We start from the raw sequence: 26,059 nt of genomic DNA, 5'->3' as shown, positions 1-26,059 counted from the left end.
CGCAGGGGACGTTTTGCGGCACAATACGCAGGTTATGCTCTTCGCACTCGGAATCAATCACAAGACGGCACCGGTCGAGATCCGCGAACGGCTGTCGGTCAGCCAGCACGAACTGGACGATGCGCTGCATTCGCTGCGCTCCGGCGTGCGGCTGCCGGAGAGTGCGATCCTCTCCACCTGCAACCGCACCGAGGTCTATTTCCGCGAGAGCGGGGAGGACAGCGAACATCGCGTGGTGGACTGGCTGGGTGGCTACCACGGCATCGACCGCTCCGAACTGAGGCCCTATCTCTACCTGCACCACGACGGCTCGGCCGTGCGCCACACCCTGCGGGTCGCCAGCGGTCTGGATTCGATGGTGCTGGGCGAACCGCAGATCCTGGGGCAGATGAAGACCGCCTACCAGTACGCCCACGACGCCGGCACCCTCGGGCTGTCGCTGGAGCGGCTGTTCCAGCACGCCTTCGCCACCGCCAAGGACGTACGCACCGAGACCGCGATCGGCCAGAGCGCGGTCTCGGTGGCCTTCGCCGCGGTATCGCTGGGCCGGCAGATTTTCGGCGACCTCAAGCCGCTGACCGCCATGGTAGTGGGCGCGGGCGAGACCATCGAACTGGCCCTGCAGCACCTGCGGGGCCTCGGCATCGGCCGGGTGATCGTGGCCAACCGGACCGAGGAACGCGCGCGCAGCGTGGCCGAACGCTTCGACGGCGAGCCCATCGGCCTGGACCATCTGGGCGAACGCCTGCCGGAGGCCGACATCGTGATCTCCTCCACCGCCGCGCCGGTACCCATCCTCGGCAAGGGGGCGGTGGAACGCGCGCTGCGCAAGCGCCGCCGCAAGCCGATGTTCATGGTCGACATCGCGGTCCCGCGCGACATCGAACCCGAGGTCGGGCAACTTGAGGACATCTATTTATACACGGTCGACGACCTCCAGGAGGTGATCGACGACAACATGGCCTCGCGTCAGGCCGCCGCGGAACAGGCCGAGGAGATCATCAACCAGCGCGCCGGGGAGTTCATGCGCTGGCTGCGGGCGCGCGACTCCATCGACAGCATCCGCCAGCTGCGCGAGCGCGCGGAGACGGTCAAGGACGAGACCGTGGAGCGTGCCCTGGCAATGATCCGCGCCGGTCGGTCGCCCGACGAGGTCCTGCCCTGGCTGGCCCACACCCTGACCAACAAGCTGATGCACCACCCCTGCAAGAGCCTCAACACCGCAGCCCACGAGGGCGACGCCCGCCTGCTGGAAGCCGCGCATCAGCTGTTTCAGCTGCCCGAACGCGAGGACGACCCCGGACATGATCGCGGGCGTGATCACGGGCCTGAGCACGGTCATGCCCCGGGGCATGGCCACGGCGCGGAACCCGACGACACCAGGGACGACGCGTGAAGGATTCCTTTCGCGCCAAACTGGAGGGCCTGGCCGAACGCCACGCCGAGATCGCCGGCCTGCTCGCCACGCCCGATGCCGCCGAGGACCCCGAGCAGCTGCGCCGGCTGTCGCAGGAATACAGCCAGCTGGAACCGGTGGCCGAGGCGTGGAAGGCATGGAACGAAAACCGCGCCGCGCTGGACGAGGCGCGCGCGATGCTCGAGGACGACGACCCCGAACTGCGCGCGATGGCCGAGGGCGAGATCGAGACCCTCAATGCGCGTAACGAGGAACTGGAGGCCGAACTCTACCGCCACCTGATCCCGAAGGATCCGCACGATGACGCCAACGTGTTCCTCGAGATCCGCGCCGGCACCGGCGGGGACGAAGCCGCACTGTTCGCCGGCGACCTCCTGCGCATGTACAGCCGCTACGCGGAACAGCGCCACTGGCAGCTGGAGATCCTGTCGGCCAGCGAGGGCGAACACGGCGGCTACCGCGAGGTGATCGCCCGACTCGCCGGCCAGGGGGCCTATTCGCGGCTCAAATTCGAATCCGGCGCACACCGCGTGCAGCGCGTACCCGAGACCGAGTCCCAGGGCCGCATCCACACCTCGGCGGCCACGGTCGCGATCCTCCCGGAACTGGAGGAGGTCGAGATGCCGGAGATCAACCCGGCCGACCTGCGCGTGGACACCTTCCGCTCCTCCGGTGCCGGCGGCCAGCACGTGAACAAGACCGATTCCGCCGTGCGCCTGACCCACCTGCCCACCGGCATCGTGGTCGAATGCCAGGAAGAGCGCTCCCAGCACAAGAACCGCGCCCGCGCGATGAACTTCCTCGCCGCGCGGCTGTACGAGGACGAACGCGCCGCGCAGGCCGAGGCCCAGAGCGCCGAGCGCAAGGGTCTGGTGGGCAGCGGCGACCGCTCGGAACGGATCCGCACCTACAACTTCCCCCAGGGGCGGGTCACCGACCACCGCATTAATCTGACGCTGTACAAGCTGGAGCAGGTGATGGCCGGCGACCTCGACCCGGTGATCGACCCGCTGATCCACGAGCACCAGGCGGAACAGCTCGCCTCCCTCGCCGACGCCTGATGGACCACCCGGTCACGCTGGACGCCCTGCTGGCCAGCCTGCGCAACCGGCTGCAGGAGGCCGGCGTGGAGGCCGCCGGCCTGGAGGCACGCCTGCTGCTCGGCATGGCCACCGGCCTGAGCACCGCGCAACTCATCGCGCGCGGCGGCGATGCCCCCGGCCCCACGCAGGCAGCCGCGGCCGAGGCGTTGTGCCGGCGCCGCCTGCAGGGCGAACCGATCGCCCACATCCTCGGCCGGCGCGGCTTCTGGACCCTGGATCTGGGGGTCTCCCCGGCCTGCCTGATCCCGCGCCCCGAGACCGAGGTGCTGGTCGAGGCCGCGCTGGGGGTCATCGACGCGGCGCCGGAAGAACACCCCCGGGTGCTGGACGCGGGCACCGGCTCCGGGGCCATCATCCTTGCGCTCAAGGCCGAACGGCCGGCGATCGACGGCTTCGCCAGCGACACCAGCCTCGACGCCCTGACCCGCGCCCGCGCCAACGCCCGCGAACTGGATCTGGACGTCCGCTTCTTCGCCGGGGCCTGGCTGCAACCGCTGGCGCCCGCGGCACGCTTCGACCTGATCGTCTCCAATCCGCCGTACATCGCCGCGGACGACCCGCATCTGCAACGCGGCGACCTGCGCTTCGAGCCACGGGATGCGCTGGTCGCGGCGCAAACGGGACTGGCGGACCTGCATGAACTGATCGCCACCGCACCCGATCACCTGACGGACGACGGCTGGCTGCTGCTGGAACACGGATTCGACCAGGACGCGGCGGTACGGGCACGACTGGAGACCGGGCCGTGGACGGACATCACGACCTGGCCGGACACCGCCGGTCATCCCCGCGTGACCGGGGCGCGCCTGCGGGCCCGGCGCTGACTGACAGACATGCCGAAGCCCCCGGCGCATGCACCGGGGGCCCTGCGTGCCATGCTCCGGACCGGCGAGCGGCCCGGCTGCACATCACAGACGCGGCAGCGGCAGTGGCAGCTTGAGGTGGATGCTGCCGGAGGAACGCCGGTCACGACGATCCCGCGACCCGGAACGCTTTGAACGACCATAGTAGTGGTGATGGTGTTCAGCCCCCCGCGAGGAGCGGTGGCCCGGCCCACGCCCGCGCGAATGGCCGCGGCGTGACTGCTTGTGCCCGCGCGCGCCCGGATGCCCGCGCTTGTACTTGTGGCCACGACTCCCGGGATGCCCGCGCTTGTGCTTGTAACCGCGTTTGCCCGAGCGCCGATCATGGCGGACCTCCTGCAGGCCCTCGACCGAGAACTGCAGCGTGGCCCCGCCGGCTGCCCCCTTGACCGGCGTCGCGGCCTGGGCCGGTGCCGCGACCACAAAGGCGAGCAGTGCGGCGGGGACGACCACGGCGGTCAGACGCTGCAGGATGGATTTCTGTTCGGGGTTCATGGGACGCCTCCTTCCCTTTCTCTTCTGGCCGAATTGCCGGGAACCAGACTAGCCCTTCCGACTGAACGCCCCTTGAACCGCCTGGCGCATTGCGTGAAGCCCGCCGCAGTTCCGGCACGCTGCCCGCGCGGCCATGTGACGGAGTTACAATCCACCCATGAATGACGACGAGCTCCTGCGCTACGCACGCCAGATCATGCTGCCCGGCATCGGGGTCGAGGGCCAGGAAAGCCTGCGCCGGGCGCATGCGGTGGTGATGGGCGTGGGCGGGCTGGGTTCACCGGTGGCGGCCTACCTGGCGGCGGCCGGGGTCGGCCGGCTGACCCTGGTGGACCCGGATCACGTCGAGGCGAGCAACCTGCAGCGCCAGATCCTGCACGGCGAGGCCGACCTGGGCGCGGACAAGGTCGCCTCCGGTGCGCGGCGCATCGCGGCGCTGAACAGCGCCTGCCGGGTGGAGACCCGCGCCGAACGGCTGGACGCCGACGCGATGCGCGCGCTCTTCGCCGGGGCCGACGTGGTGCTGGACGGCACCGACCATTTCGCCGCGCGTGGCGCGATCAACCGCGCGGCGGTCGCCACCGGCACGCCGCTGGTCTCCGGCGCGGTGATCCGCTTCGAGGGCCAGCTCACCACCTTCGATTTCCGCGACCCGCAGGCGGCCTGCTACCACTGTCTGTACGGCGACGAAGGCGCGGACGAGGACACCTGCGCGACCAGCGGGGTGCTGGCGAGCCTGCCGGGGGTGGTCGGGAGCCTGCAGGCGACCGAGGCCCTCAAGCTGCTGGCCGGCCTGCCGACCCTGGCGGGGCGCCTGCTGCTGATCGACGGCCTGCACATGCAGTTCCGCGAGATCGGCCTGCAGCGCGACCCGGCCTGCCCGGTCTGCGGGGCACGGGGCGCCCCCCTGTTCGCAGGGGGTCGACCGACCGGCCGATCCGCCCCCTATTGCGAGGTATCGGGCCCCGGCGGCTGCGCGTTGCCCGGACGGCACAGAGCCTCGGCATCCACCGCATCGAACACGTACTGCGCGTTGCAGAACTCGCAGGTGACCTCGATGCGGCCCTGCTCGGCCAGGATCGAGCGGATCTCGTCCACCCCGAGGCTCTGCAGGGTGGTGGCCACGCGCTCGCGCGAGCAGTGGCAGTGGAATTCCACCGTGGAGCCGTCGAACAGGCGCACGCGCTCCTCGGCGAACAGCCGGCCCAGCAGCGACCCTGCGTCCAGCTGCAGCAATTCGGCCGCCGTGGTGGTCGCGGCCAGGGTGGTCGCGCGGTTCCAGTCCTCGCTGTCGCGCGACAGCGGCTGCCCGCTGTCATCCGGCAGCCCCTGCAGCAGCATGCCCGCGGCGCGCTGGCCATCGGCGGCCAGCCAGACCCGCGTGGGGAGCTGCTCGGACTGCTCGAAATACCCGTCCAGGGCCGCGGCCAGGGTCTGCCCGCGCAGCTCCACAACACCCTGATAGCGCTCGCCGCCGTCCCCGGGATCCAGGGTCATCATCACCCGCGCGTCCTCGCCCAGGATCGCCTCCAGTGTGCCGTCTTCCGGCGGGGTCTCGTGATAACGGGCCACCCCGCGCAGATGCCCCTGCCCGTCCGCCTGCGCCACCAGCATGTGCAGCGGACCGGAACCCGTGACCTGGAGGATCAGGGAGCCCTTGAACTTGAGCGTGGCGGCGACCAGGGTGACCGCGGCGCAGGCCTGCCCCAGCAGGTCGCGCACCACCGGCGGGTAGGGGTGGCGCTCCAGCACCGCCTGCCATGCCTGGTCGAGGTGCACCCATTCGCCGCGCACCCCGGTGTTTTCCAGCATGAAGCGGTGCAGGGTATCGGCTTCGCGCGCGGATGCCGCGCCCATGCCCGCATCACTCATGCCTGATCCAGGCGTTCCTTCAGCCGCTCGTTGACCTGGGCGGGGTTGGCCTTGCCCTGGGTGGCCTTCATCACCTGGCCGACGAAGAAACCGAACAGCTTGTCCTTGCCGCCCTTGTACTGCTCGAGCTGCTTGGGATTGTTCGCGATCACCTCGTCGATGATGGCGTCGATCGCGCCGGTGTCGGTGATCTGCTTGAGCCCTTTGGCCTCGATCACGCTGTCGGCATCGCCCTCGCCGTTCCACATCGCCTCGAACACCTCCTTGGCGATCTTGCCGGAGATGGTCTCATCCTGGATGCGCGCCAGCAGCCCGGCCAGCGCCCCGGCATCCACCGGGGCCTCGGCGAGCTCGACTTCGGAGCGGTTGAGCGCCGCGGAGAACTCGCCCATCACCCAGTTGGCGGCCAGCTTGGGCGCATTGCAGCCCCGCACCACCGCCTCGTAGAAGTCCCCCATCTCGCGGGTCGCGGTGAGCACGCCGGCATCGTATTCCGGCAGTTCGTACTCGCGCACGAAACGCTCGCGCTTGGCGTCGGGCAGCTCCGGCAGGCGGCCGCGGATCTCCTCGATGAAGTCCTGATCGACCTCCACCGGCAGCAGGTCCGGATCGGGGAAATAGCGGTAGTCGTTGGCCTCTTCCTTGGTCCGCATCGAACGCGTCTCGTCGCGGTCCGGATCGTACAGGCGGGTCTCCTGCACCACGCGGCCGCCACCCTCGATCACGTCGATCTGGCGTTCGATCTCGAAGTTGATCGCACGCTCGACGAAGCGGAAGGAGTTGAGGTTCTTCAGCTCCGCACGGGTACCGAATTCCGCCTGGCCCTTCGGACGGATGGACACGTTGGCGTCGCAGCGGAAACTGCCCTCCTGCATGTTGCCGTCACAGATGTCGAGGTAGCGCACCAGCGAGTGCAGCTTCTTCATGTAGGCGACCGCCTCCTTCGCCGAACGCAGGTCCGGCTCGGAGACGATCTCCACCAGCGGGGTGCCGGCGCGGTTGAGGTCGATGCCGGTCATCGCCTCGAAGCCTTCGTGCAGACTCTTGCCGGCGTCTTCCTCGAGGTGCGCACGGGTCACGCCGATGCGCTTGGTCGAGCCGTCCTCCAGCTCGATATCCAGATGCCCGCTGGCAACGATCGGCAGCTCGAACTGCGAGATCTGGTAGCCCTTGGGGAGGTCCGGATAGAAATAGTTCTTGCGCGCGAACACCGAGCGGCCGGCCACCTCGGCGTCCAGCGCCAGCCCCAGCATCACCGCGCGCTCGACCACCCCGCGGTTGAGCACCGGCAGCACGCCGGGCATGCCCAGGTCCACCGGACAGGCCTGACGGTTGGGCTCGGCGCCGTAGGCGGTGGGCGCCCCGGAAAAGATCTTGGAGACGGTATTGAGCTGGGCGTGGATCTCCAGCCCGATGACGGTTTCCCATTCCATGCTGCGACCCCTCAGGCAAAGGCCGACGGCACGCGGGCGTGCCAGTCGGTCTCCTGCTGAAACTGGTGTGCGACGCCGATCATGCGCGCCTCGTCGAAATAGTTGCCGATCAGCTGCAGCCCGACCGGCAGCCCCTGCACCTCGCCCGCCGGCAGCGACATCGCCGGCAGCCCCGCCAGATTGGCGGCGATGGTGTAGATATCCGAGAGGTACATCTTGACCGGGTCGGCGCTCTTGGCCCCCAGCTCGAACGGCAGTTCCGGCGTGGTCGGGCCCAGCAGCAGATCGACGTCGGCGAACACTCGGCGGAAGTCGTCGGCGATCACCCGGCGGACCTTCTGCGCCTTGAGATAGTAGGCGTCGTAGTAACCGGCGGACAGCACGTGGGTGCCCACCATGATGCGCCGCTTGACCTCGGCGCCGAAGCCCTCGCCGCGCGAACGGGTGTACAGGTCCAGCAGGTCCTGCGGATCCTCGCAGCGATAGCCGTAGCGCACGCCATCGAAGCGCGACAGGTTGGACGAGGCCTCGGCCGGGGCCACCACGTAGTAGGCCGGCACCGACAGGTGGCTGTTGGGCAGGCTGACCTCGCGGATCTCGGCGCCGCGTTCGCGCAGCACCCGGATCGCCTCGTCCAGCGCGGCGCGGATGCCGTCATCCAGGCCTTCGCCGAAGAACTCCTGCGGCAGGCCGATGCGCAGCCCGGTGAGGTCGGCGTCCAGCGCCGCGGTGAAATCCTCGGCGGGGCGTTCGAGGCTGGTCGAGTCGCGCTCGTCGAAACCGGCCATGGCATTGAGCATGTGCCCGCAGTCCTCGGCCGAGGCCGCCATCGGCCCGCCCTGGTCCAGGCTGGAGGCGAAGGCGATCATGCCGTAGCGCGAGACCCGGCCGTAGGTCGGCTTGAGGCCGGTGATCCCACAGAACGCGGCCGGCTGGCGGATGGAGCCACCGGTGTCGGTGCCGGTGGCGCCGGGCGCCAGACGTGCGCCCACCGCGGCCGCGGAACCGCCCGAGGAGCCGCCCGGAACCCGCGCGGTATCCCAGGGGTTGCGCACCGGGCCGTAGAAGCTGGTCTCGTTGGACGAGCCCATCGCGAACTCGTCCATGTTGGTCTTGCCCAGCATCACCGCGCCGGCGGCGTGCATGCGCTCGACCACCGTGGCGTCGTAGGGCGAGACGAACGGGTCCAGCATGCGCGAGCCACAGGCGGTGCGCACGCCGCGGGTGCAGAAGATGTCCTTCTGCGCCACCGGCACGCCCAGCAGCGGGGCCTCTTCGCCCTTCGCCAGACGCGCATCGGCGGCGTCCGCCTGCTCCAGCGCGGACTCGGCGGTTACGGTGACGAAGCTGTTGAGATCCGCATCCAGACGCTCGATGCGGTCCAGGTACAGGCGGGTGAGCTCGCGCGAGCTGATCTCTCGGGCGCGCAGCTTGCGTACCCAGTCGGAGAGGGTTTCCTGGGTCATGGACTCGGGACTCTTTCCTTCAAGCGTGGCTGAAAGCGGCGCACAGGGCGCGCCGCAGGCGATTCGGCGGATGGCGCGTCATTCAATGACGCGCGGCACCAGGTAGAGCCCCCCTTCCACCGCCGGGGCAATGGCCTGGTAGTCGTCGCGCCGGTCGGGCTCGGTGACCGCGTCCGGGCGCAGGCGCTGAGCCGCGTCCATCGGATGGGCCATCGGCTCCACCCCCTCGATGTCGGCGCCGTCGAGCTGCTCGACGAAGTCGAAGATGTCACTCAGCCCGCCGGCAAACTCGCGGGCCTGGTCGTCATCCATCGCCAGACGCGAAAGCTCGGCGATGCGCTGGACGTGTTCGGTGTCTACGGACATGGCTTGCGGACCCTCGCTGCGGGCGATAACGAAACACTCAGGGATACGCTGAGACGGAGCGCAAACTTACCACAACCCCGACCTTGCCCAAACCCGGGGCGGTTGCTAGAGTCCGTGGCTTTCCCGCCGACCATGCAAGCAGGTTCGTACCCCATGCTCAAACGCCTCCTGGGGCTGTTCTCCAACGACATCTCCATCGACCTCGGCACGGCCAACACGCTGATCTACATGCGCGGCCAGGGCATCGTGCTCAACGAGCCCTCGGTTGTCGCGATCCGACAGGACCGGGGCCCCGGGGGGCCGCGTTCGATCGAGGCCGTCGGCATCGAGGCCAAGAAGATGCTCGGGCGCACACCGGAGCACGTCGTGACCATCCGGCCGATGAAGGACGGCGTGATCGCCGACTTCACCACCACCGAGAAGATGCTGCAGTACTTCATCAAGAAGGTGCACGAGCGGCGGATCTTCCGGCCCAGCCCGCGGGTGCTGGTCTGCGTGCCCTGCGGCGCGACCCAGGTGGAACGCCGGGCGATCCGCGAATCCGCCTTCGGCGCCGGGGCGCGCAAGGTCTACCTGCTGCAGGAACCGGTGGCCGCGGCGATCGGTGCCGGCATCCCGCTGGACGAGGCGGTCGGCTCCATGGTGCTGGACATCGGCGGCGGCACCTCCGAGGTCGCCGTACTGTCGATGAACGGGATCGTCTACTCCGAGTCCGTGCGCATCGGCGGCGACACCTTCGACGAGGCCATCATGGCCTACGTGCGCCGCAACTACGGCGTACTGATCGGCGAGGCCACCGCGGAGCGCATCAAGCATGCGGTCGGCTCGGCCTATCCGGGCAAGGAGCTGCTGGAGATCGAGGTCAAGGGGCGCAACCTGTCCGAGGGCGTGCCGCGCTCGTTCACCCTGAACTCCAACGAGATCCTCGAGGCCCTGCAGGATCCGCTGTACGGGATCGTGTCGGCGGTGCGCACGGCACTGGAACAGACCCCGCCGGAGCTGGGTTCCGATGTCGCCGAACGCGGCATCGTGCTGACCGGCGGCGGGGCGATGCTGCAGCAGATCGACCGTCTCCTGATGGAGGAAACCGGCATCCCGGTGGTCGTGGCCGATGATCCCCTCACCTGCGTTGCCCGCGGAGGCGGCCGGGTTCTGGAAATGCTCGACGAGAAACGGGTCGACTTCCTTTCCATGGAGTAAACTCCGGGCCCGGGCGCGCCCCCGGGAGTCGCCCCGCGTTCCGGAGGTTCGGTTATAAGCAAGCCCCTGTTCAGACTGGGCATCTCGCCCACGCTTCGCCTGCTCTTCGTGGTCCTGGTGGGGGTCGCGCTGATGGTGCTCGACCACCGCCTGAACGAACTGCAGACGGTGCGCAGCGTACTCGCCACCGTGGCCTACCCGATCCAGGTCGCGGTGGATGCGCCCATCCGCGCGGGCTCGCGGGTCCTGGAATCGTTCTCCAGCCGCGAGGACCTGGTGGTGGAGAACCGCATCCTGCGGCGCGAAAACAGCGAGTTGCGCGCCCGCCAGCTCCGCTTCGAGGCATTGCAGGCGGAGAACGACCGCCTGCGCGCCCTGCTCAACACCGCCCGTCAGGCCGACGAGGAAGTCCAGGTCGCGCAGATCCTTGCGGTGGACCTGGATCCCTTCCGCCAGCAGATCGTGCTCGACAAGGGACAGCGCGATGCGGTGTATGCCGGCCAGCCGGTGATCGACGCCGACGGCGTGGTCGGGCAGATCCTCTCCGCACAACGCTCCAGCGCCACGGCGCTGCTGATCTCCGACCCCGGACATGCACTGCCGGTAGTCAGCGCCCGCACCGGCCTGCGCGGCATCGTGGTCGGCACCGGCAACCCTCAGCGCCTGCACATGCGCCACGTCCCGCCGCAGGAGGACATCGTCGAGGGCGACCTGCTGCTGACCTCGGGGCTGGGCGGGCGCTTCCCCGCAGACTACCCGGTCGCGCGGGTCACCTCGGTGGAACGCCCGCCGGGCGAGCCGTTCCTGGCCATCGAGGCGGAACCCCTGGCCGCGCTGGACCGCTCGCGCGAAGTCCTGCTGCTGTGGATGGAGGACCATGAACGCGACGCGATCCCGACTCCGCTGCCCACCGAAGACGAAACCGAAACCGGCCCGGCATCATGAGCGGCGGCGCGGGCATCCCCTGGCCGGTGCCGCTGAGCCTGCTGGCGGCGCTGGCGCTGGCCATCGTGCCGATGCCCGAGGGCCTCGCGCTGCTGCGTCCGGAATGGGTGGCACTGGTCCTGATCTACTGGGCCATGGCCTTTCCCCAGCGCATCGGGGTGTTCACCGCGTTCGTGTCCGGACTGCTGCTGGATGTCCTGCTGGGACAACTGCTCGGCCAGAACGCCGTGGCCATGGCGCTGGTGGCCTATCTGACCATCCAGCTGCATTCACGCCTGCGGGTTTATCCTGTATGGCAGCAGATGATCGTGGTGATCGGCCTGATCGCCCTGTACAAACTGGTGGCGCTGTGGCCGCAGGGCCTGACCGGCCTGCCGCCGGGCACCCCGTGGTACTGGGCCCCCGTGCTCAGCAGCGCGCTGGTGTGGCCCCTGATCTTCGTGCTGCTGCGCGACGTGCGCAAACGCTGGCTGCTGCATCTCACCTGAACCGGCACGCGGGCCGTCGCACTCGGCCGCCGGCCTGCGGCATACTCCTCGAGCCATACAATCCCCATTCGACCGGAGGCCCCATGGACCCGAACAAGCAGACCGAGATCGAGGCCGCGGTTTTCCGCCGCCTGCTTCAGCATCTGGACGAGCGCAAGGACGTGCAGAACATCGATCTGATGAACCTCGCCGGTTTCTGCCGCAACTGCCTGTCCAAATGGTATGTCGCGGCCGCCGAGGAACGCGGCGAGTCCGTCGACTACGAGGCCGCCCGCGAGATCGTCTACGGCATGCCCTACGCCGAGTGGAAGGAGCGGTATCAGAAACCGGCCAGCACCGAGCAGCTGGAGGCATTCGAAAAGAACCGTCCCGACGAAGACCATGCATGATCACGGCCTGATCGACACCCCGGAGGCACTGCAGGCATTCCTGCAGGCCGTTCGGGGTGCCCCGTGGATCGCCCTGGACACCGAGTTCCTGCGCGAGAAGACCTACTACCCGAAGCTCTGCCTGATCCAGGCGGCCACCCCGGAGCACATCGGCAGCATCGACCCGCTGGTGCTGGACGTAAAACGGCTGGCCCCGCTGCTGCACGATCGCTCCGTGACCAAGGTCTTTCATTCCGCCTGGCAGGACATGGAGATCCTGCTGCGCGAGACCGGCGACGTGCCCGCGCCTGCGTTCGACACCCAGATCGCCGCCGCGATGCTGGGACACGGCGATCAGGTGGGCTATGCCAACCTGGTCCGCGCGGTGCTCGACCACGAACTGGACAAGAGCCAGACCCGCACCGACTGGTCGCGCCGTCCGCTGGATTCGGAGCAGCTGGCATATGCCGCCGACGATGTGCGCTATCTCGCGGCCCTGTACCAGCAGATGCACGCGGAACTGGAGAGCAGCGGGCGCCTGGAATGGCTGCAGCCGGAGATGGACGCCCTCGCCGACCCCGAGGCCTACCGCGCGGATCCCGAGGCGGCCTGGCGCCGGGTCTCCGGACACAAGCGCCTGAAACCGCGCGAACTCTCCGTGCTGCAGGCCGTGGCCGCATGGCGCGAACGCACGGCGCAGAGCAGCGACCGGCCGCGCAAGTGGGTCCTGAGCGATGACCTGCTGCTGGAGATCGCCCGCCGGGCACCCGCAGGGAGCTCGCAACTGCGCGGACTGCGCGGTTTCCCCTCGGGCATGAACGACGACCGGGTACAGGGCCTGCTGGAGGCGATTCGGGCAGGACGCGAGCGTCCGCAGTCGGAATGGCCGGCATTGCCGAAACAGAAGCCGCTGTCCGAGGCTGACGAGGTGCTCGCCGACATGGCCATGGCCCTGCTGCGCGAACTCGCACGCAGGCAGGAGATCACGCCCGCGGCCATCGCCCAGCGCAAGGATGTCGTGGAACTGGTGCGCGGACGCGCGCAGGACAGCCGCCTCGGCAGCGGCTGGCGCCATCACGTGGCGGGCGCCGAGATTCAGCGCTGGCTGAACGGCGAAACCGCGTTGTCACGCGCTCCCGCAAACGGACTCGAGCTGAAATCCACGGCCGGATGAGGCCGCCAGCCTTCCCCGGCGGGAGAGGAAGAGGGGGGCGAGCCGCCCGCTCCCGGGCGCCCCTTTCTCAGGCGGCCTTGTAAACGCCGCGACGCGGCGACGTCAGACGCCCCTGACGCTTGAGATAGGCCAGCGTCTGACTGATGTTACGGGTATCAAGCCCGGCCTTCTCGGCCTCGGCCTTGATGTCCTTCACACTCATCTCCGACTGCGAGGCCACGATGTCGCACAGTTTCTGGCTGATGGAACCACCGCCGCCGCGGCGCCCGCCGCGTGCGGACGAGGCCTTCCGCCGGCCCCCGACGCGCCCGCCCAGTTCCTCGATCTGGCGGTCGAGTTCGCGCAGTTCGGCCTTGTGCCGGGCGACCATTTCGCGGCGCTTTTCCTTCAGCGCCTCGCGTTTTTCCTTGCGCTCGGCTTCCTTGCGTTCCTCTTCTTCGCGCTCGCGCTCCCGTGCCAGGGCATAAAGTTCCTCGGCCGACAGTTCGGAAGCCTTCTTGTCATCCACAGCCATTACTCACTCCAATATTCGTTTCGATGTCTGCAGAATCCGCCTCAATGCGAATTCCGGAAGATAACGACAACGCATAAAATATTGCGGTCGCGCCATCTTTTTACAAATATGCCACGAATCCCCGAAAGAAACCAAAATTCTGCATGAATCTCGACACCGAATCGCGGGATCGCATCCGTCGGCGTACGCGTTCCTTTTACATCGAGGCCACCGGTCAGCCCGCGACCGCCACCCCGGAGATACGCTTTGATCTGCGCGGCCGCGCCGCAGGGCAATTCCGAGTGCACCGGGGTCAGGAGACCATCCGTTTCAACCCCGAGGCCTTTGTTCACGACTGGGATGCGCATTTCCCGGAAACCATTGCACACGAAGTGGCCCATGCCGCGGTTTACGCCCTTTATCGCGGACGCCGGGTACGCCCCCACGGCGCGGAATGGCAGGCCATCATGCACCACCTCGGCGCCACGCCCCGGGTGCGTCATGCCACACCGCTCACACCCGCACGCCGCCAGCGCACCTATGCTTATGTCTGCGACTGCAGGCACCATGCGCTGAGCCCGCAGCGCCACGCCCTGATTCGCAACAAGGGTTACCGCTACCAGTGCCGGCAATGCGGGGGCTGGCTGCGCCCGAACGAATGACGCACCGCCGCGCCCCGGAGGCGCCCGGGGAGGTCTGTTATCATGCCTGCCCGGCTTCGCAGCCAATCCCGCAGCCGGCGTTCCGACCAGGACCCCGCAATCGCATGAAGAGAAAAGCACTCGACGCCACCCACCCCAGCGCCGGCGAATCCTGGAATCTGTTCCGCCGGATCTTCCAGTTCATCAAGCCGTACTGGCGCATGGGCATCGTGGCGATCATCTCAATGATCCTGGCCGCCGCTGGCCAGGCCGCCTTCGCCTGGATCATCCAGCCGCTGGTGGATGGCACGTTCATCCAGCAGGATCCGGATGCCCGCATCTGGGTGCCGCTGGGTCTGGTGGGCATCTTTTTCTTCTATGCATTCACCACCTTCGCCGCACAATACACGGTGGCCTGGGTCGGCCGTAAAGTGGTCAAGGACATCCGCCAGGCCGTATTCGATCAGTACCTGCGGCTGCCGGCAGGGTTCTTTGACCGGCATTCCTCCGGCACCCTGCTGGCCAAGCTTACCTATAACGTCAATCAGATCAGTGCGGCCGCTTCCAAGGCCATCCTGATCCTGGTCAAGGACAGCTTCACCATCCTTTTCCTGTTGATGTACATGACCTGGCTCAGCGGCTGGCTGATGCTGATCGTGTTCGGACTGGCACCCGCGGTAGCCCTGGTCATTACCGCAGCCAACAAGCGTTTTCGCAAGTTCAGCCGGCGTATGCAGCGCTCGGTGGGGGATTATGCCCAGGTCGCGGAAGACAGCATTCGCGGGCATTCGGAGGTCAAGATCTTCGGCGCCGAAGACTATGAATCCAGCCGCTTCCGCAAGATCAACGAGCGCCACCACCGACAGTTCATGCGCTACAAGACGGTGGAGGCCGCCAGTCAGCCCCTGTCACAGTTCGGTGCGGTCATCGCGCTGGCCATCATCGTTTATCTGGCCACCATGGACATGGTGATGGAGACGATCACCCCCGGCGGCATGATTTCCTTCATTGCGGCCATGCTTCTGCTGCTGCCCCCGCTCAAACGGGTGGTCAAGGTCAACTCGGAGATCCAGAAGGCGCTGGCCGCGGGCGAGAGCGTGTTCGAGGTGCTGGACACCTCCCCGGAACCGGACCACGGTGAACGCCGCCTGGAACGGGCCGAGGGACATCTCGAGGTCGACCATGTCTGGTTCCGCTATCCGCAGACCGAGGACTGGGTGCTGCGCGACATCTCGCTGGAGATCCGGCCGGGGCAGACCGTGGCCCTGGTCGGACGGTCCGGCAGCGGCAAGAGCACCCTGGCCAGTCTGATTCCACGCTTCTACGAACCCGAACACGGGGAAGTGCGCCTGGACGGCCATCCGGTGCGGGAATATCCACTGCGCGACCTGCGCGGGCAGATGGCGCTGGTCAGCCAGCAGGTGGTGCTGTTCAACGACACCGTGGCCAACAACATCGGCTACGGCCTGGCGCGCGAACCATCCGCCGAAGAGCTGCACGAGGCTGCGCGCGCGGCCAACGCCCTGGAGTTCATCGACGACCTGCCCGACGGCTTCGACACCGTGGTGGGCGAGAACGGCGTGATGCTCTCCGGCGGGCAGCGGCAACGGCTGGCAATCGCCCGCGCCCTGCTCAAGGACGCACCCATCCTGATCCTCGACGAGGCCACCTCGGCACTCGACTCGGAGTCCGAGCAGAAGATCCAGGACGCCCTGGAACAGCTGATGCGCGGACGCACCACGCTGGTGATCGCGCATCGCCTGTCCACGGTGGAGGACGCCGACCGCATCCTGGTGCTGGACGACGGCCAGGTGGTGGAATCCGGTACGCACAACGAGCTGATGGAGGCCGGCGGACATTACGCCGGGCTGCAGAAGGGTCAGTTCGGCGAGGAAGAACAGGCCGGCCCCGAAGAGTGATCCTCCGGCGCTGACCGGGCTGGCTGCGATTCAAACGGATGCAGTCGGAGAGCAAGTCATGCGGCGATTCCGGGGAGTCACCCGGACCCTGCCGATTCGCGTGCGAGCACGCTCCCACAGGCGGGGTGATGCGAACAGAAAGGTGGGAGCGTGCTCGCACGCGAACATGGCCGGTGGACGCCCTCGATCCGGCCATAACCGATCGGCAGGTTCTGTGCCAGGAAGCCAGGCGGCGCCGGCACGGAATCAGCCTGCCGCCACCGTCTCCTCCAGCACACCCAGGACCCGCGCCACGGCACCGCGCCCGGAGGCCACCACATCCTGGCCGGCTACGGCCATGCGCCGCCCTCGTTCCGGGTCGCCGAACAGTCCGACCAGAGCCGCGCCCAGCGCGTCGCCATCGGCGACTTCGATGCGGGCATCCACGGCATCCAGGGCGCGGGCGACAGCGGCGAAATTCGACACGTCCGGGCCGGTGAGCACCGGTCGCCCCAGGGCCGCCGGCTCCAGCAGGTTCTGTCCGCCCAGCGGCACCAGACTGCCACCGACGAAGGCCACGTCGGCCGCCGCGAGATAGAGCCCCATCTCGCCGAGAGTATCCCCCAGCAGTACGTCGGCCTCGCGGTCCGCGCGCCCGGGGGCGTCCGCCTGCAGCGAGCGTCGCGCCACCGACAGGCCCGCGTCCGCGGCCGCCCGCGCCACGGTATCGAAACGCTGCGGGTGGCGCGGTACCCAGATCAGCCGTGCGTCCGGATGGTGCCTGCGCAAGGCGGCATGAGCCGCCAGCACGGCCTCGTCCTCGCCCTCGCGGGTACTGACCGCCGCCCACACCGGCACCTCCGCGGAACACAGGGCGGCACGCAGTGCCGCGCCCCCCTCGGCGCCCGCAGGCGGATCGCGATCGAACTTCAGGTTGCCGCCGATCTCCACCCGCCCGGGCGGCGCGCCCAGTGCCCGGAACCGCCCGGCGGCCGTGGAATCCTGCGCAAGGATTCGCATGGGCACGCCCAGTACCTCGCCGATCAGCGGCTGCTGGCGCTGATAGCGCCGGAACGCACGATCCGAGAGCCGGCCGCTGGCCAGCACCAGGGGCACCCCGGCGCGCTCGCAGGCCGCGAACAGATGCGGCCACAGCTCGGTCTCCACGATCACCCCGGCACGCGGTCGGGCCGCGACCACGAAGCGCCGCACGGCGCCGGGGAGATCCAGCGGCAGAAAACGATGGTGGACGTCGTCGATGCCCGCCGCCGTGATCCGCGCCGCGCCCTCGGGCGTGGTGGTGGTCACCAGCACGGACACCCGGGGGAATCGCTCGCGCAGGCCCCGTATCAGCGGCAGGGCGGCCTCCACCTCGCCCACCGAGGCGGCATGCACCCACCATGCCCCCGACGGCGGCGCGGCACCCCGGCCCAACCATTCCAGGCGGCGCGCCGCCGGGACGTGGTTGCGCGCGGCACGCCGCCACAGGACCGCGCCCATGACCGGCGCCAGCAGGCGTGACAGGACCGCGTAACCGGCGCGCCGCATCAGGAGCGTTCCGTCTCCAGAAGCGCCGCCGCCTCCTGCAGGGAACGGATCCGCCGTGCCTGCGGATCCGCCTGCAGCGCAGCCGCCTGTTCCGCATCCGGGGTCTCCGGAGCGAACAGCAGCCGCGTGCCCACCCCGGCACGGCGCGCGGCCTCCAGGTCGGAGGGGCGGTCCCCTACCAGTACCGAATGCGCCAGATCCACGTCCAGCGCGTCCCGCGCCCGCAACAGCATGCCCGGGGCGGGTTTGCGGTCCGGACAGTCGCGCCGCCAGGGCTCCAGCGCATCGCGCGGATGGTGCGGGCAGTGATAGACCGCATCCAGACGTCCGCCGCGTTCGGCAAAACGGGCCCGCATCCACTGCGTCAGCCGCTCGAAGTCGTCCTCGCCGTAGTACCCGCGACCGATGCCGGACTGGTTGGTGACCACCACAACGGGGTAGCCGGCGGCACCGGCCCGGGCCACCAGCTCGAAGATCCCGGGCATGAAATCGAAGTCCTCGGGGCGGTACACATAGGCGTGATCCACGTTGATCACGCCGTCACGGTCGAGGAACAGCGCCGGCCGGCTCACGGCGCCGCATCGCCCTGCGCGCGGGCGACCAGGGCATCTTCCACCACGGCGCACAACAGATGCCCGATGAGCCCGTGCACCTCCTGCACCCGCGCGGTCGCGGGGTCCGGCACCGCCAGCAGGTGGTCCACCGCGGGGCCGGCGGGCAGCCCCCGCGCGCCGGTCAGCGCGACCGTGGTCAGGCCCCGGCGCCCGGCGGTTTCCAGCGCGCGCAGCACATTGGGGGACTCGCCCGAGGTGGTGAAGCCGACCAGTACATCGCCGGGACGCCCCAGCGCCTCGACCTGCCGCGCGAACACATGCTCGTAACCGAAGTCGTTGGCGATGGCCGTCAGCACCGAGGTGTCGGTGGTCAGCGCAACCGCCGCCGCGCCCGGCCGCACCACGCGGTAACGGCACACGATCTCGGCCGCGATGTGCTGGGCATCCGCCGCACTGCCGCCGTTACCCGCGAGCAGGATCTGGCCGCCGGCATCCAGGCTGGCCAGCCAGCGCCGCGCGACGGCCTCCACCTCCCCGAGGAATTCCGCATCCTCGGCCAGTTGTCCGAACAGCCGGCTGGCGGCCTGCAACTCTGCTGCGATCCCTTCCTGCACGCGTTCCTCACTTTCGGGGGGCGACCCCGGAGACGGCCACCGGCGACGCCCCGTCCCGGCGGTCCCGAATGTACAATGCGCAACATTATCTACCCGACACCCGACTTCGACCAACGATGACATCGCAACGCCGCGAACAAGCCTGGCATCCGGCCAACTGGGGACAGGCCCTGGCCACCGCCCTGCTGTGGCTGCTCGCCCGCCTGCCCTGGCGCTGGGCGATCCGCCTGGGCACCGGGCTGGGCCACCTGCTCTACTACCTGGCGCGGGACCGGCGCTACGTGGTGCGCCGCAACCTCGAGCTGTGTTTCCCGGACCTCGACCCGGATGAACGCGAACGCTGGGTGCGCGCGAACTTCGGCTACACCGGTCGCGGGGTGGCCGAGGTGGCCCTGGGCTGGTTCGGCGGGCCGGCAGTGGATCGCGTGCCGTGTCGCTTCCACGGGATGGAGCACCTGGAGGCAGCGCACGAGGCCGGTGACCCGGTGATCCTGCTGTCCGGGCATTTCTCCTGCATCGAGATGGCCGGTCGGCTGTTCGGCGCACAGGTACCGATGGCCGCGATCTACAAGCCCATGGACAAGAAACCGGTGCTGGAACGTGCCCTGCGTTACGGCCGCGAACGCAAGCTGGAGCGCGTGATCTCCAAGGACGACATCCGCGGGATCCTGCGCAAGCTGAAAAAGGGCGGGACCATCTGGTACGCCGGCGACCAGAACATGCGGCGCACCGAGCAGGTGTTCGCGCCGTTTTTCGGCATGCAGGCCTCCACGACCACCGGCCTGTCGCGACTGGCACACATGGGCCGGGCGCGGGTGCTGCCGATGTTCTATTACGTGAACGACGCCGGCGACGGCTACGAGTTCGTGGTGGGGCCGCCGCTGGAGGACTACCCGGGCGAGGATCGCGCCCGCGACGCCGCCCGCATGAACGCGGTGCTGGAAGACGCGGTCCGGCACGCGCCGCAGCAGTATTTCTGGGCCCATCGGCGGTTCAAGACCCAGCCCGAGGACGCACCCGACCCGTATCCCGGCCTGCGCACCAAGCATATCGGGCGCATGCCCTGGCAGAATAACAAGAAAAAGAAGGCCCTGAAGAAAAAGCGCAAGAAGGCCGCCCGCGAACAGGGCCCGGACGATGCCTCCTGAGTATTCGGCCGACCGCCCGCTGATCAATGCCCCGCCGGACGAGCTGTGCCTGCTACGGCTGTCGGCCCTGGGTGACTGCACCCACGTCGTCCCGGTGGTGCGCAGCCTGCAGGCCGCCTGGCCGCAGACCCGCATCACCTGGATCATCGGGCGGCTGGAACACCGGCTGCTGGAAGGACTGCCCGGGGTCGAATTCGTGGTCGTGGACAAGAACCGCGGCCGCCGCGCCTACGGCGACCTGCGCCGCGCCCTGCGCGGACGCCGCTTTGACGTCCTGCTGCAGATGCAGGTCTCGCTGCGCGCCAGCCTGCTGGGCCTGCAGGTCCCCGCGCGCCAGCGCCTGGGCTTCGACCGCCAGCGCGCGCGCGACTTCCAGTGGCTGTTCACCCGCCACCGCATCGCCCATCGCCCGCGCGAACACGTACTCGACGGCTTCTTCGGCTTCGCCGAGGCGCTCGGGGTGCGCGAACGCCTTCTGCGCTGGGACATTCCGGTGCCGGATGCAGCCCGGACCTGGGCCGCCGGCTACCTGCCCGCGGACCGACCCTGGCTCGCCATCAACCCGTGCTCCAGCGCGCGCTTTCGCAACTTCCGCAACTGGGCCCCGGAACGCTACGCGGCGGTCGCCGACCACGCCGCCGAGCGCCATGGCATGGACATCGTGCTGACCGGCGGCCCCACCGACCTGGAACGCGAATACGGCGAGGCCATCGCCGCGCAATGCCGGCACCCCGTCACCAACCTGGTCGGCCGGACCGACCTCAAGCAGCTGCTGGCCGTGCTCGAATGCGCTCAGGTGCTGGTCTCGCCCGACTCCGGCCCCGCCCACATGGCCAACGCCACCGGCACCCCGGTGATCGGCCTGTACGCCGGCTCGAACCCCGACCGCACCGGCCCCTATTGCAGCCGGCAATGGGTGGTCAACCAGTACCCCGAGGCCTGCCGGGCCGCGTTCGGCAAGCCGCCCGAAGACCTGCGCTGGGGCCGGCGCGTGCGCGAACCGAACGTGATGGAGCGCATCACGGTGGCCGAGGTCACCGAGCGCCTGGATGCACTGAGGCAGGCGACATCTTCCGATGCGTAATCGCGCCAAACACCCCGTCGCCCTGTTCTTCGCGACCTCCGGACACAGCGGGGTGGATCGCGTGGTGGCCAACCTGGTCCAGGAATTCGCAGACGTAGACCAGCCATTCGACCTGGTGACGATCTGCGGGCACGGACCGTATATCGACGAGCTGCCGGACAACGTCCGCCATGTCCCGCTGCGGGCCGCCCACCGCAACACCGTCCTGCCCGCGCTGATCGCTTATCTCCTGCGCCACCGCCCCCGCGCCCTGTACACCGCCAGCCACCGCCTCAATCGCGCGGCGCTGCTCGCGCGCGCACTGGCCCGACCGCGCATGCCGGTCGCGATCCGCATGGGCATGTCGGTCGCCGCCACGCTGGAGGCCCTGCCCCGACGCCGGGCCCGGCGCCTGCGGCGCTCCATGCAACGCTGGTATCCGCGCGCGGATGCCGTGATCGCTCCGTCGGCCGGTGTCGGCGAGGACCTGCGGCGACTCGCCGGCGTGGCTCAACCGCATCTGCACGTCATCCCCAACCCGATCGTGACCCCGGCCCTGCTGCAGCAGGCCACCGAGGATCCCCATCACCCGTGGCTGGCGGACCACCGCGACCCGGCCGCCCCCGTCATTCTGGGCACTGGCTCCCTGGAGCCGCGCAAGGATTTCGCCACCCTTCTGCGCGCCTTCGCGCGCCTCCGCCAACAACGCCCGGCCCGTCTGATCATCCTCGGCGAAGGCCGCGAACGCCCGGCCCTCGAGGGGCTGGCAACCGAACTCAACATCATGGATGACCTGTGCCTGCCCGGCTTTCAGGGCAACCCCTACGCCTGGATGGCCCGCGCCGATGCCTTCGCCCTGACCTCGCGACGCGAGGGCTCCGGCGCGGTACTGGTGGAGGCCCTCGCCTGCGGCACCCCGGCCGTTACCACCGACTGCCCCACCGGCCCCGCCGACATCCTCGGCCACGGCCAACAGGGCCCGGTCGTGCCCATGGGCGACGACGCGGCCCTCGCCGAAGCACTGCAGCAGGTACTGGACAGCCCCCCCTCGGCGGACACCCTGCGCCAGGCCACCACCCCGTTCGATGCGGCGCGCTCCGCCCGCGCCTACCTGGCCGCGCTCGGCCTCGCTCACCCGCCGGCATCCTCCGACCACTGATTGGTCGCGTTCCCGCGCCTGTGATCTAATCCACCCAGCCAGTCGCCCGACAAGGCCCTTCATCGTGATCATCTCGCACCGCAATCGCTTCATCTTCATCAAGACACGCAAGACCGCCGGCTCCAGCCTGGAAGTCGGGCTTTCGCGCGCCTGCGGGCCCGAGGACATCATCACCCCTTTGAGCGCCAATCGCGGCGAGGAAGAGCTGCGCCGGGCCGAAGGCGGTCAGGGCCCCACTAATTGCCACAAGCGCCCCCTCGAACACCGAGGATGGAAGGAATGGCGACGGCTGCTCTTCCGGGGACGGCGCACCGAGTACCCACAACATGCTCGCGCGCCACAGATCCGTTCCTTTATCGGACCCGGAATCTGGCACTCCTATTTCCGCTTCACCATCGAGCGCAACCCCTGGGACCGGGCCCTGTCGCGCTACTGGTGGCAGAAACACCGCTGGGAAGAGAAGGGGCGCGATAACTTCCCGAGCCTGAGCGAATACCTCGCCTGGCTGGAGGAACACAAGCCGCACTGGCTCAGCAACTGGGATCACTACACCATCGATGACGAGATCGCCGTGGACCGGGTTCTGCGCTACGAAAAACTGAATGACGAACTTACGGAACTGCAGCAGGAACTGGGCCTCGGCACCGACATCCGGCTGCCCGAGCAGCGGGCCAAGAGCGGCTTTCGCCAGGGGCGGCAAGACTACCGCGAGATCCTGACCGATAACGACCGGGCGATCATCGACCGCGTCTGCCGGCGCGAGATCGACGCCTTCGGCTACCGTTTCGAGGACGGCTGAACATGGCGGCCATTTCCCGCAATCGCGGCCCGCTGCGCCGCGGCATCCAGCATATCCGGCGTCGCTGGCGGCGCCGGCGTGCGGACGTCCACCTGATCTCCTACCCCAAATGCGGGAGGACCTGGCTGGTCGTGCTCCTCAGCAAGTCCCTCGAGTTGCATTACGGCATCCGTCTGCGCAAGCCGCTGCGCCTGCGGGGCTATGCCCGCCCCTGGCGCGACATCCCCTACATCCTGCAGCACCACGACGGCGGTCCGGAGTTTCTGCTCCCGGAGGAGCTGGAGCAGGACAAGAGTGACTATGCGGGGCGCAAGGTCGTCTTTATGGTCCGCGACCCCCGGGATGTCCTTGTTTCGTCCTATTTCCAGAAGACCCGCCGCAACGCGAACTACCAGGGCCGAATGGAAGACTATGTCAGGGAGCGGCGCGGCGGGATCGAGACATTGGTCGATTTCTACAACATCTGGGCGCGCAACCGTGACGTGCCGGGCGATTTCCTGCTGCTGCGCTATGAAGACCTGCACGCCGACACCGCTGGCCAGCTCCGGCGGGTGCTCGAATTCATCGGCATGCAGGACGTATCCACGGAAACACTCCGGGCCGCGGTAGACTTCGGCCGCTTCGACAACATGCGCCAGCTGGAATCCCGCAACGCGATGGGGAGCAGTTCGCTGGCCGCCCGCGACGCCGACGACACCGAAAGCTACAAGACCCGCAAGGGCGAAGTCGGCGGCTACCGCGAATACCTCGACGGCGAGAGCCTCGAATACGTCGAGGCCATCATCAACGAGCGCCTGGACCCCTGGTACGCGGGCTACCGCTATTACAGCGCTGCATCATGACCACCCGTGCGACCCCCCCCGTCATCATCATCGGCATGCACCGCTCGGGCACCAGCCTGCTGACCCGGGTGCTGCAACAAGCCGGATTCTTCATGGGGGTCGGTGCCAGCCGCAACGAAGAGGCGGCCTTCACCAACGCGATCAACGCCTGGCTCTTCCGCGAGGCCTCCGCGACCTGGGACCGCCCGGAGTCGTTCGACTGGCTACTGGAGGACGAAACACTCAGGCCGTGGCTGCTGGACTACATGGAAGGGGTCGTGCGCGGGCCCGCCAGTCTGCGCTTCCTCGGGTTCCGCCGCGGTCTGCGCGGCGGCGGCATGCCCGGACAGAACCGGCCCTGGGGCTGGAAGGACCCGCGCAACACCTACACCCTGCCGCTGTGGCTGGAGCTCTTTCCGCAGGCCCGCGTGCTGCACATCACGCGGCACGGCGTGGATGTGGCGGCAAGCCTGCGCGCCCGCCGCCGCGGGGTGTTCGACCGGCGCGTGCGCCGCTATCGATCCCTGCGGGGCTGGTATCGCAACCACCCCGGCGCCCCGGCGCGGCGCGGCTTCGCTCCACAGGTACGGTGCCGCACGCTGGAAGGCGGCTTCTCCCTGTGGGAAAGCTACCTGCAGCGGGCCCGGGAGCATGTCCGGGCCCTGGGCCCCAATGCGATGGAGATCGCCTACGAGGACCTGCTGAGAGATCCGGCGCGACTGCTGCCGCAGGCCCTGGAGTTCTGCGGCTGCCCCCCCGATGCCGAACGGGTGGCCGCAGCGGCCGCGGCTTTTCGTCCCGACCGGGCCCACGCCTGGCAGCAGGATGAAGAGCTGCGCGCCTTTGCCACCAACGTATCCGACCGGCTCGCCCGGCTCGGTTATGTCCCGCCTGCCGAGTATGTCTCCGACAGAACCGGATAACGGCAGCCGGCCGCGCCTCACGAACGGGCCGCAGTCGACTCTGCCTTCACCAGCCCCATGACCTGCGCATACCGAAGGGCGACACGGTCGCTGCGGAAGCGATCCAGGCCTTCGCGGATCCGCTCCTCCCCGGGCGGGTTTTCCAGCGTCGCCTCCAGGGCCCCGGCCAGGGCATTCGCGTCCCCCACCGGCACGAGCGGACCGATCCGACCGTGCTGAAGGATCTCGGCCGGGCCGGAAGGACAGTCGGTGGCCACCGCCGGCGCTCCGGCCGCCAGCGCCTCGATCAGGACGTTACCCAGCCCTTCATAACGCGAAGAAAGGCAGAAGACCCCGGCCCGGGCGAAATAGGGCAACGGGTCCGGGACATAGCCGGGAAGGTCAACGGCCTCCGCCACCCCCAGCCGCCGTGCCTGCTCCAGCAGGGCTTCACGCAGGGGGCCCTCGCCCAGGATCACCAGCCGCACCGCACGCCGTTCGTGCACCCGGGCGAAGGCCTCCAGCAGCGTGGCAAAGTCCTTCTGCGGTGTCAGACGACCGGCCCCGACAATGACCGGCGGTCCGTCACCGGCGAACCAGGGATGATCCACCGGCGCCTTCACGCGCTCGGGGATGTCCGGGGTTACGGTCGGGTTGTAGATCACCTCGATCCGTTCGGGATCCACGTCAAAATGCTCGACCAGGTCATCCCGGACGCCTTCGGAGATCGCGATGACCCGGTCGGCATGCCGGTACAGCCAGCGCGCCGAACGGCGCTTAAATGGGCGGCGCAACGTCTGGCTCGGAGTATTGGTCACCTTCACGAACACCGGCGACGGCACCCACCCCAGCATGCGCCCCAGCACCGCCACCTTGGCCGAATGGTCCTTGGCGGTCAGCACGGCCCCGGGCGGATCCTGCCGCAGCAGACGCCGCAGCTTGAACAGGCTGTCGAATTTACCCCTGCTCTGAAGATCCACTACCTCCACGGCCGCCGGGAGTTCCTCCGGGTAGGGCACCTGTCCGCCGCGGGTCAGCACAAGCCGGGGCCGGATGTCCAGTTGCAGGAACTCCCGACTCAGGATCAGCATCTTGCGCTCGATCCCGCCCCAGGCCTTGAAGGGTGCAAAAATCACCAATTGCGAGTTCAATGCTGTCGCCCCCGTTAACCGGCCGGAATGAAGGCGCGCACGCACCATACTCGATCTCGTGTACACATATGATACATC

26 protein-coding genes and 1 pseudogene are annotated in these 26,059 nt (G+C 68.7%); 17 read left to right on the top strand and 10 right to left on the bottom strand.

Annotation, left to right across the window (positions count from 1 at the left end; all coding sequences use genetic code 11):
• Positions 1 to 34 precede the first annotated feature (34 nt).
• The 3 genes from hemA to prmC are packed head-to-tail and all read left to right on the top strand — an operon-like array spanning position 35 to position 3,344.
• Positions 35 to 1,396 carry a glutamyl-tRNA reductase gene (hemA, locus tag B1A74_RS06585; RefSeq protein ID WP_024328222.1) on the top strand — a complete coding sequence of 454 codons (1,362 nt, stop codon included), beginning with the start codon at positions 35 to 37 and terminating at the stop codon, positions 1,394 to 1,396.
• Positions 1,393 to 2,478 (top strand): peptide chain release factor 1, encoded by a 1,086-nt coding sequence (prfA, locus tag B1A74_RS06580; protein WP_077244142.1) that lies wholly within the window; start codon positions 1,393 to 1,395, stop codon positions 2,476 to 2,478. The genes hemA and prfA overlap by 4 nt, the downstream gene beginning before the upstream one ends.
• The gene (gene prmC, locus B1A74_RS06575; protein ID WP_077244141.1) at positions 2,478 to 3,344 is read left to right on the top strand and encodes a peptide chain release factor N(5)-glutamine methyltransferase; all 867 of its coding nucleotides are present in this window, start codon (positions 2,478 to 2,480) and stop codon (positions 3,342 to 3,344) included. The genes prfA and prmC overlap by 1 nt, the downstream gene beginning before the upstream one ends.
• Before the next feature lie 84 nt (positions 3,345 to 3,428).
• Here prmC and B1A74_RS06570 read toward each other — a convergent pair whose 3' ends face one another.
• A complete protein-coding gene (locus B1A74_RS06570) occupies positions 3,429 to 3,878 on the bottom strand; it encodes a hypothetical protein (RefSeq protein WP_018947439.1) in 450 nt (149 codons plus the stop codon).
• Between the two features lie 157 nt (positions 3,879 to 4,035).
• Between B1A74_RS06570 and B1A74_RS06565 the strand changes: the two are divergent.
• Positions 4,036 to 4,782 (top strand): annotated as a pseudogene (locus B1A74_RS06565) (HesA/MoeB/ThiF family protein); the annotation flags it as partial.
• Positions 4,783 to 4,823: 41 nt separating this feature from the next.
• Here B1A74_RS06565 and hslO read toward each other — a convergent pair.
• From hslO to gatC, 4 genes are all read right to left on the bottom strand, one after another.
• Complete coding sequence (hslO, locus tag B1A74_RS06560; RefSeq protein ID WP_077244140.1) at positions 4,824 to 5,750, bottom strand: Hsp33 family molecular chaperone HslO; 927 nt, start codon at positions 5,748 to 5,750, stop codon at positions 4,824 to 4,826.
• The gene (gene gatB, locus B1A74_RS06555; protein WP_077244139.1) at positions 5,747 to 7,183 is read right to left on the bottom strand and encodes an Asp-tRNA(Asn)/Glu-tRNA(Gln) amidotransferase subunit GatB; all 1,437 of its coding nucleotides are present in this window, start codon (positions 7,181 to 7,183) and stop codon (positions 5,747 to 5,749) included. The genes hslO and gatB overlap by 4 nt, the downstream gene beginning before the upstream one ends.
• An 11-nt stretch (positions 7,184 to 7,194) precedes the next feature.
• Positions 7,195 to 8,649 (bottom strand): Asp-tRNA(Asn)/Glu-tRNA(Gln) amidotransferase subunit GatA, encoded by a 1,455-nt coding sequence (gene gatA, locus B1A74_RS06550; RefSeq protein ID WP_077244138.1) that lies wholly within the window; start codon positions 8,647 to 8,649, stop codon positions 7,195 to 7,197.
• Between the two features lie 78 nt (positions 8,650 to 8,727).
• Entirely contained in the window at positions 8,728 to 9,015 is a 288-nt protein-coding gene (gene gatC, locus B1A74_RS06545) for an Asp-tRNA(Asn)/Glu-tRNA(Gln) amidotransferase subunit GatC (protein ID WP_077244137.1), read from the bottom strand.
• A gap of 153 nt (positions 9,016 to 9,168) precedes the next feature.
• Between gatC and B1A74_RS06540 the strand changes: the two genes are divergently transcribed.
• From B1A74_RS06540 to rnd, 5 genes are all read left to right on the top strand, one after another.
• Complete coding sequence (locus B1A74_RS06540) at positions 9,169 to 10,215, top strand: rod shape-determining protein (RefSeq protein WP_018869798.1); 1,047 nt, start codon at positions 9,169 to 9,171, stop codon at positions 10,213 to 10,215.
• A gap of 81 nt (positions 10,216 to 10,296) precedes the next feature.
• Positions 10,297 to 11,160 (top strand): rod shape-determining protein MreC, encoded by an 864-nt coding sequence (gene mreC, locus B1A74_RS06535; protein ID WP_256377179.1) that lies wholly within the window; start codon positions 10,297 to 10,299, stop codon positions 11,158 to 11,160.
• Positions 11,157 to 11,648, top strand: coding sequence for a rod shape-determining protein MreD (mreD, locus tag B1A74_RS06530; protein WP_018947445.1), 492 nt, complete (start codon positions 11,157 to 11,159; stop codon positions 11,646 to 11,648). Before mreC ends, mreD begins: the two co-directional genes overlap by 4 nt.
• Positions 11,649 to 11,731: 83 nt before the next feature.
• Entirely contained in the window at positions 11,732 to 12,037 is a 306-nt protein-coding gene (locus tag B1A74_RS06525; RefSeq protein WP_018947446.1) for a DUF1244 domain-containing protein, read from the top strand.
• Positions 12,030 to 13,190, top strand: a complete 1,161-nt coding sequence (rnd, locus tag B1A74_RS06520) for a ribonuclease D (RefSeq protein ID WP_077244135.1) — start codon at positions 12,030 to 12,032, stop codon at positions 13,188 to 13,190. The genes B1A74_RS06525 and rnd overlap by 8 nt, the downstream gene beginning before the upstream one ends.
• 67 nt (positions 13,191 to 13,257) lie before the next feature.
• Here rnd and B1A74_RS06515 read toward each other — a convergent pair whose 3' ends face one another.
• A complete protein-coding gene (locus B1A74_RS06515) occupies positions 13,258 to 13,704 on the bottom strand; it encodes a hypothetical protein (RefSeq protein WP_018947448.1) in 447 nt (148 codons plus the stop codon).
• Positions 13,705 to 13,847: 143 nt separating this feature from the next.
• On the opposite strand from B1A74_RS06515, the gene B1A74_RS06510 reads away from it, so the two are divergent.
• Positions 13,848 to 14,345 (top strand): SprT family zinc-dependent metalloprotease, encoded by a 498-nt coding sequence (locus B1A74_RS06510; protein ID WP_077244134.1) that lies wholly within the window; start codon positions 13,848 to 13,850, stop codon positions 14,343 to 14,345.
• 104 nt (positions 14,346 to 14,449) lie between these two features.
• Positions 14,450 to 16,243, top strand: a complete 1,794-nt coding sequence (gene msbA, locus B1A74_RS06505) for a lipid A export permease/ATP-binding protein MsbA (RefSeq protein ID WP_077244133.1) — start codon at positions 14,450 to 14,452, stop codon at positions 16,241 to 16,243.
• A 246-nt stretch (positions 16,244 to 16,489) separates the two neighbouring features.
• Here msbA and B1A74_RS06500 read toward each other — a convergent pair whose 3' ends face one another.
• From B1A74_RS06500 to B1A74_RS06490, 3 genes are read right to left on the bottom strand one after another with little or no spacing between them, the layout of a single operon-like run.
• Positions 16,490 to 17,770 (bottom strand): 3-deoxy-D-manno-octulosonic acid transferase, encoded by a 1,281-nt coding sequence (locus B1A74_RS06500; RefSeq protein WP_077244132.1) that lies wholly within the window; start codon positions 17,768 to 17,770, stop codon positions 16,490 to 16,492.
• The gene (gene gmhB, locus B1A74_RS06495; RefSeq protein ID WP_018947452.1) at positions 17,770 to 18,342 is read right to left on the bottom strand and encodes a D-glycero-beta-D-manno-heptose 1,7-bisphosphate 7-phosphatase; all 573 of its coding nucleotides are present in this window, start codon (positions 18,340 to 18,342) and stop codon (positions 17,770 to 17,772) included. The genes B1A74_RS06500 and gmhB overlap by 1 nt, the downstream gene beginning before the upstream one ends.
• Positions 18,339 to 18,914 carry an SIS domain-containing protein gene (locus B1A74_RS06490; RefSeq protein WP_018947453.1) on the bottom strand — a complete coding sequence of 192 codons (576 nt, stop codon included), beginning with the start codon at positions 18,912 to 18,914 and terminating at the stop codon, positions 18,339 to 18,341. The genes gmhB and B1A74_RS06490 overlap by 4 nt, the downstream gene beginning before the upstream one ends.
• A 140-nt stretch (positions 18,915 to 19,054) precedes the next feature.
• Between B1A74_RS06490 and B1A74_RS06485 the strand changes: the two genes are divergently transcribed.
• The 6 genes from B1A74_RS06485 (at position 19,055) to B1A74_RS06460 (ending at position 24,851) form a co-directional block, all read left to right on the top strand.
• Positions 19,055 to 20,086, top strand: a complete 1,032-nt coding sequence (locus tag B1A74_RS06485) for a lysophospholipid acyltransferase family protein (protein ID WP_077244131.1) — start codon at positions 19,055 to 19,057, stop codon at positions 20,084 to 20,086.
• The gene (locus B1A74_RS06480) at positions 20,076 to 21,170 is read left to right on the top strand and encodes a glycosyltransferase family 9 protein (RefSeq protein WP_077244130.1); all 1,095 of its coding nucleotides are present in this window, start codon (positions 20,076 to 20,078) and stop codon (positions 21,168 to 21,170) included. Before B1A74_RS06485 ends, B1A74_RS06480 begins: the two co-directional genes overlap by 11 nt.
• Positions 21,163 to 22,308: a glycosyltransferase gene (locus tag B1A74_RS06475; protein WP_077244129.1), complete on the top strand. Its 1,146-nt coding sequence runs from the start codon at positions 21,163 to 21,165 to the stop codon at positions 22,306 to 22,308. The genes B1A74_RS06480 and B1A74_RS06475 overlap by 8 nt, the downstream gene beginning before the upstream one ends.
• Before the next feature lie 64 nt (positions 22,309 to 22,372).
• Complete coding sequence (locus tag B1A74_RS06470) at positions 22,373 to 23,107, top strand: sulfotransferase family 2 domain-containing protein (RefSeq protein WP_077244128.1); 735 nt, start codon at positions 22,373 to 22,375, stop codon at positions 23,105 to 23,107.
• A 2-nt stretch (positions 23,108 to 23,109) separates the two neighbouring features.
• The gene (locus B1A74_RS06465) at positions 23,110 to 23,949 is read left to right on the top strand and encodes a sulfotransferase domain-containing protein (RefSeq protein WP_024328242.1); all 840 of its coding nucleotides are present in this window, start codon (positions 23,110 to 23,112) and stop codon (positions 23,947 to 23,949) included.
• A complete protein-coding gene (locus B1A74_RS06460; RefSeq protein ID WP_077244127.1) occupies positions 23,946 to 24,851 on the top strand; it encodes a sulfotransferase family protein in 906 nt (301 codons plus the stop codon). Before B1A74_RS06465 ends, B1A74_RS06460 begins: the two co-directional genes overlap by 4 nt.
• 17 nt (positions 24,852 to 24,868) lie before the next feature.
• On the opposite strand, the gene B1A74_RS06455 is transcribed toward B1A74_RS06460, so the two are convergent.
• Positions 24,869 to 25,969, bottom strand: a complete 1,101-nt coding sequence (locus B1A74_RS06455; RefSeq protein WP_077244126.1) for a glycosyltransferase — start codon at positions 25,967 to 25,969, stop codon at positions 24,869 to 24,871.
• Positions 25,970 to 26,059 lie beyond the last annotated feature (90 nt).

The organism is Thioalkalivibrio halophilus, assembly GCF_001995255.1.
GTDB classification, from domain to species: domain Bacteria; phylum Pseudomonadota; class Gammaproteobacteria; order Ectothiorhodospirales; family Ectothiorhodospiraceae; genus Thioalkalivibrio; species Thioalkalivibrio halophilus.
Note: the sequence above shows the minus strand (reverse complement) of the source record. Positions and strands in the feature narration are given on the sequence as shown.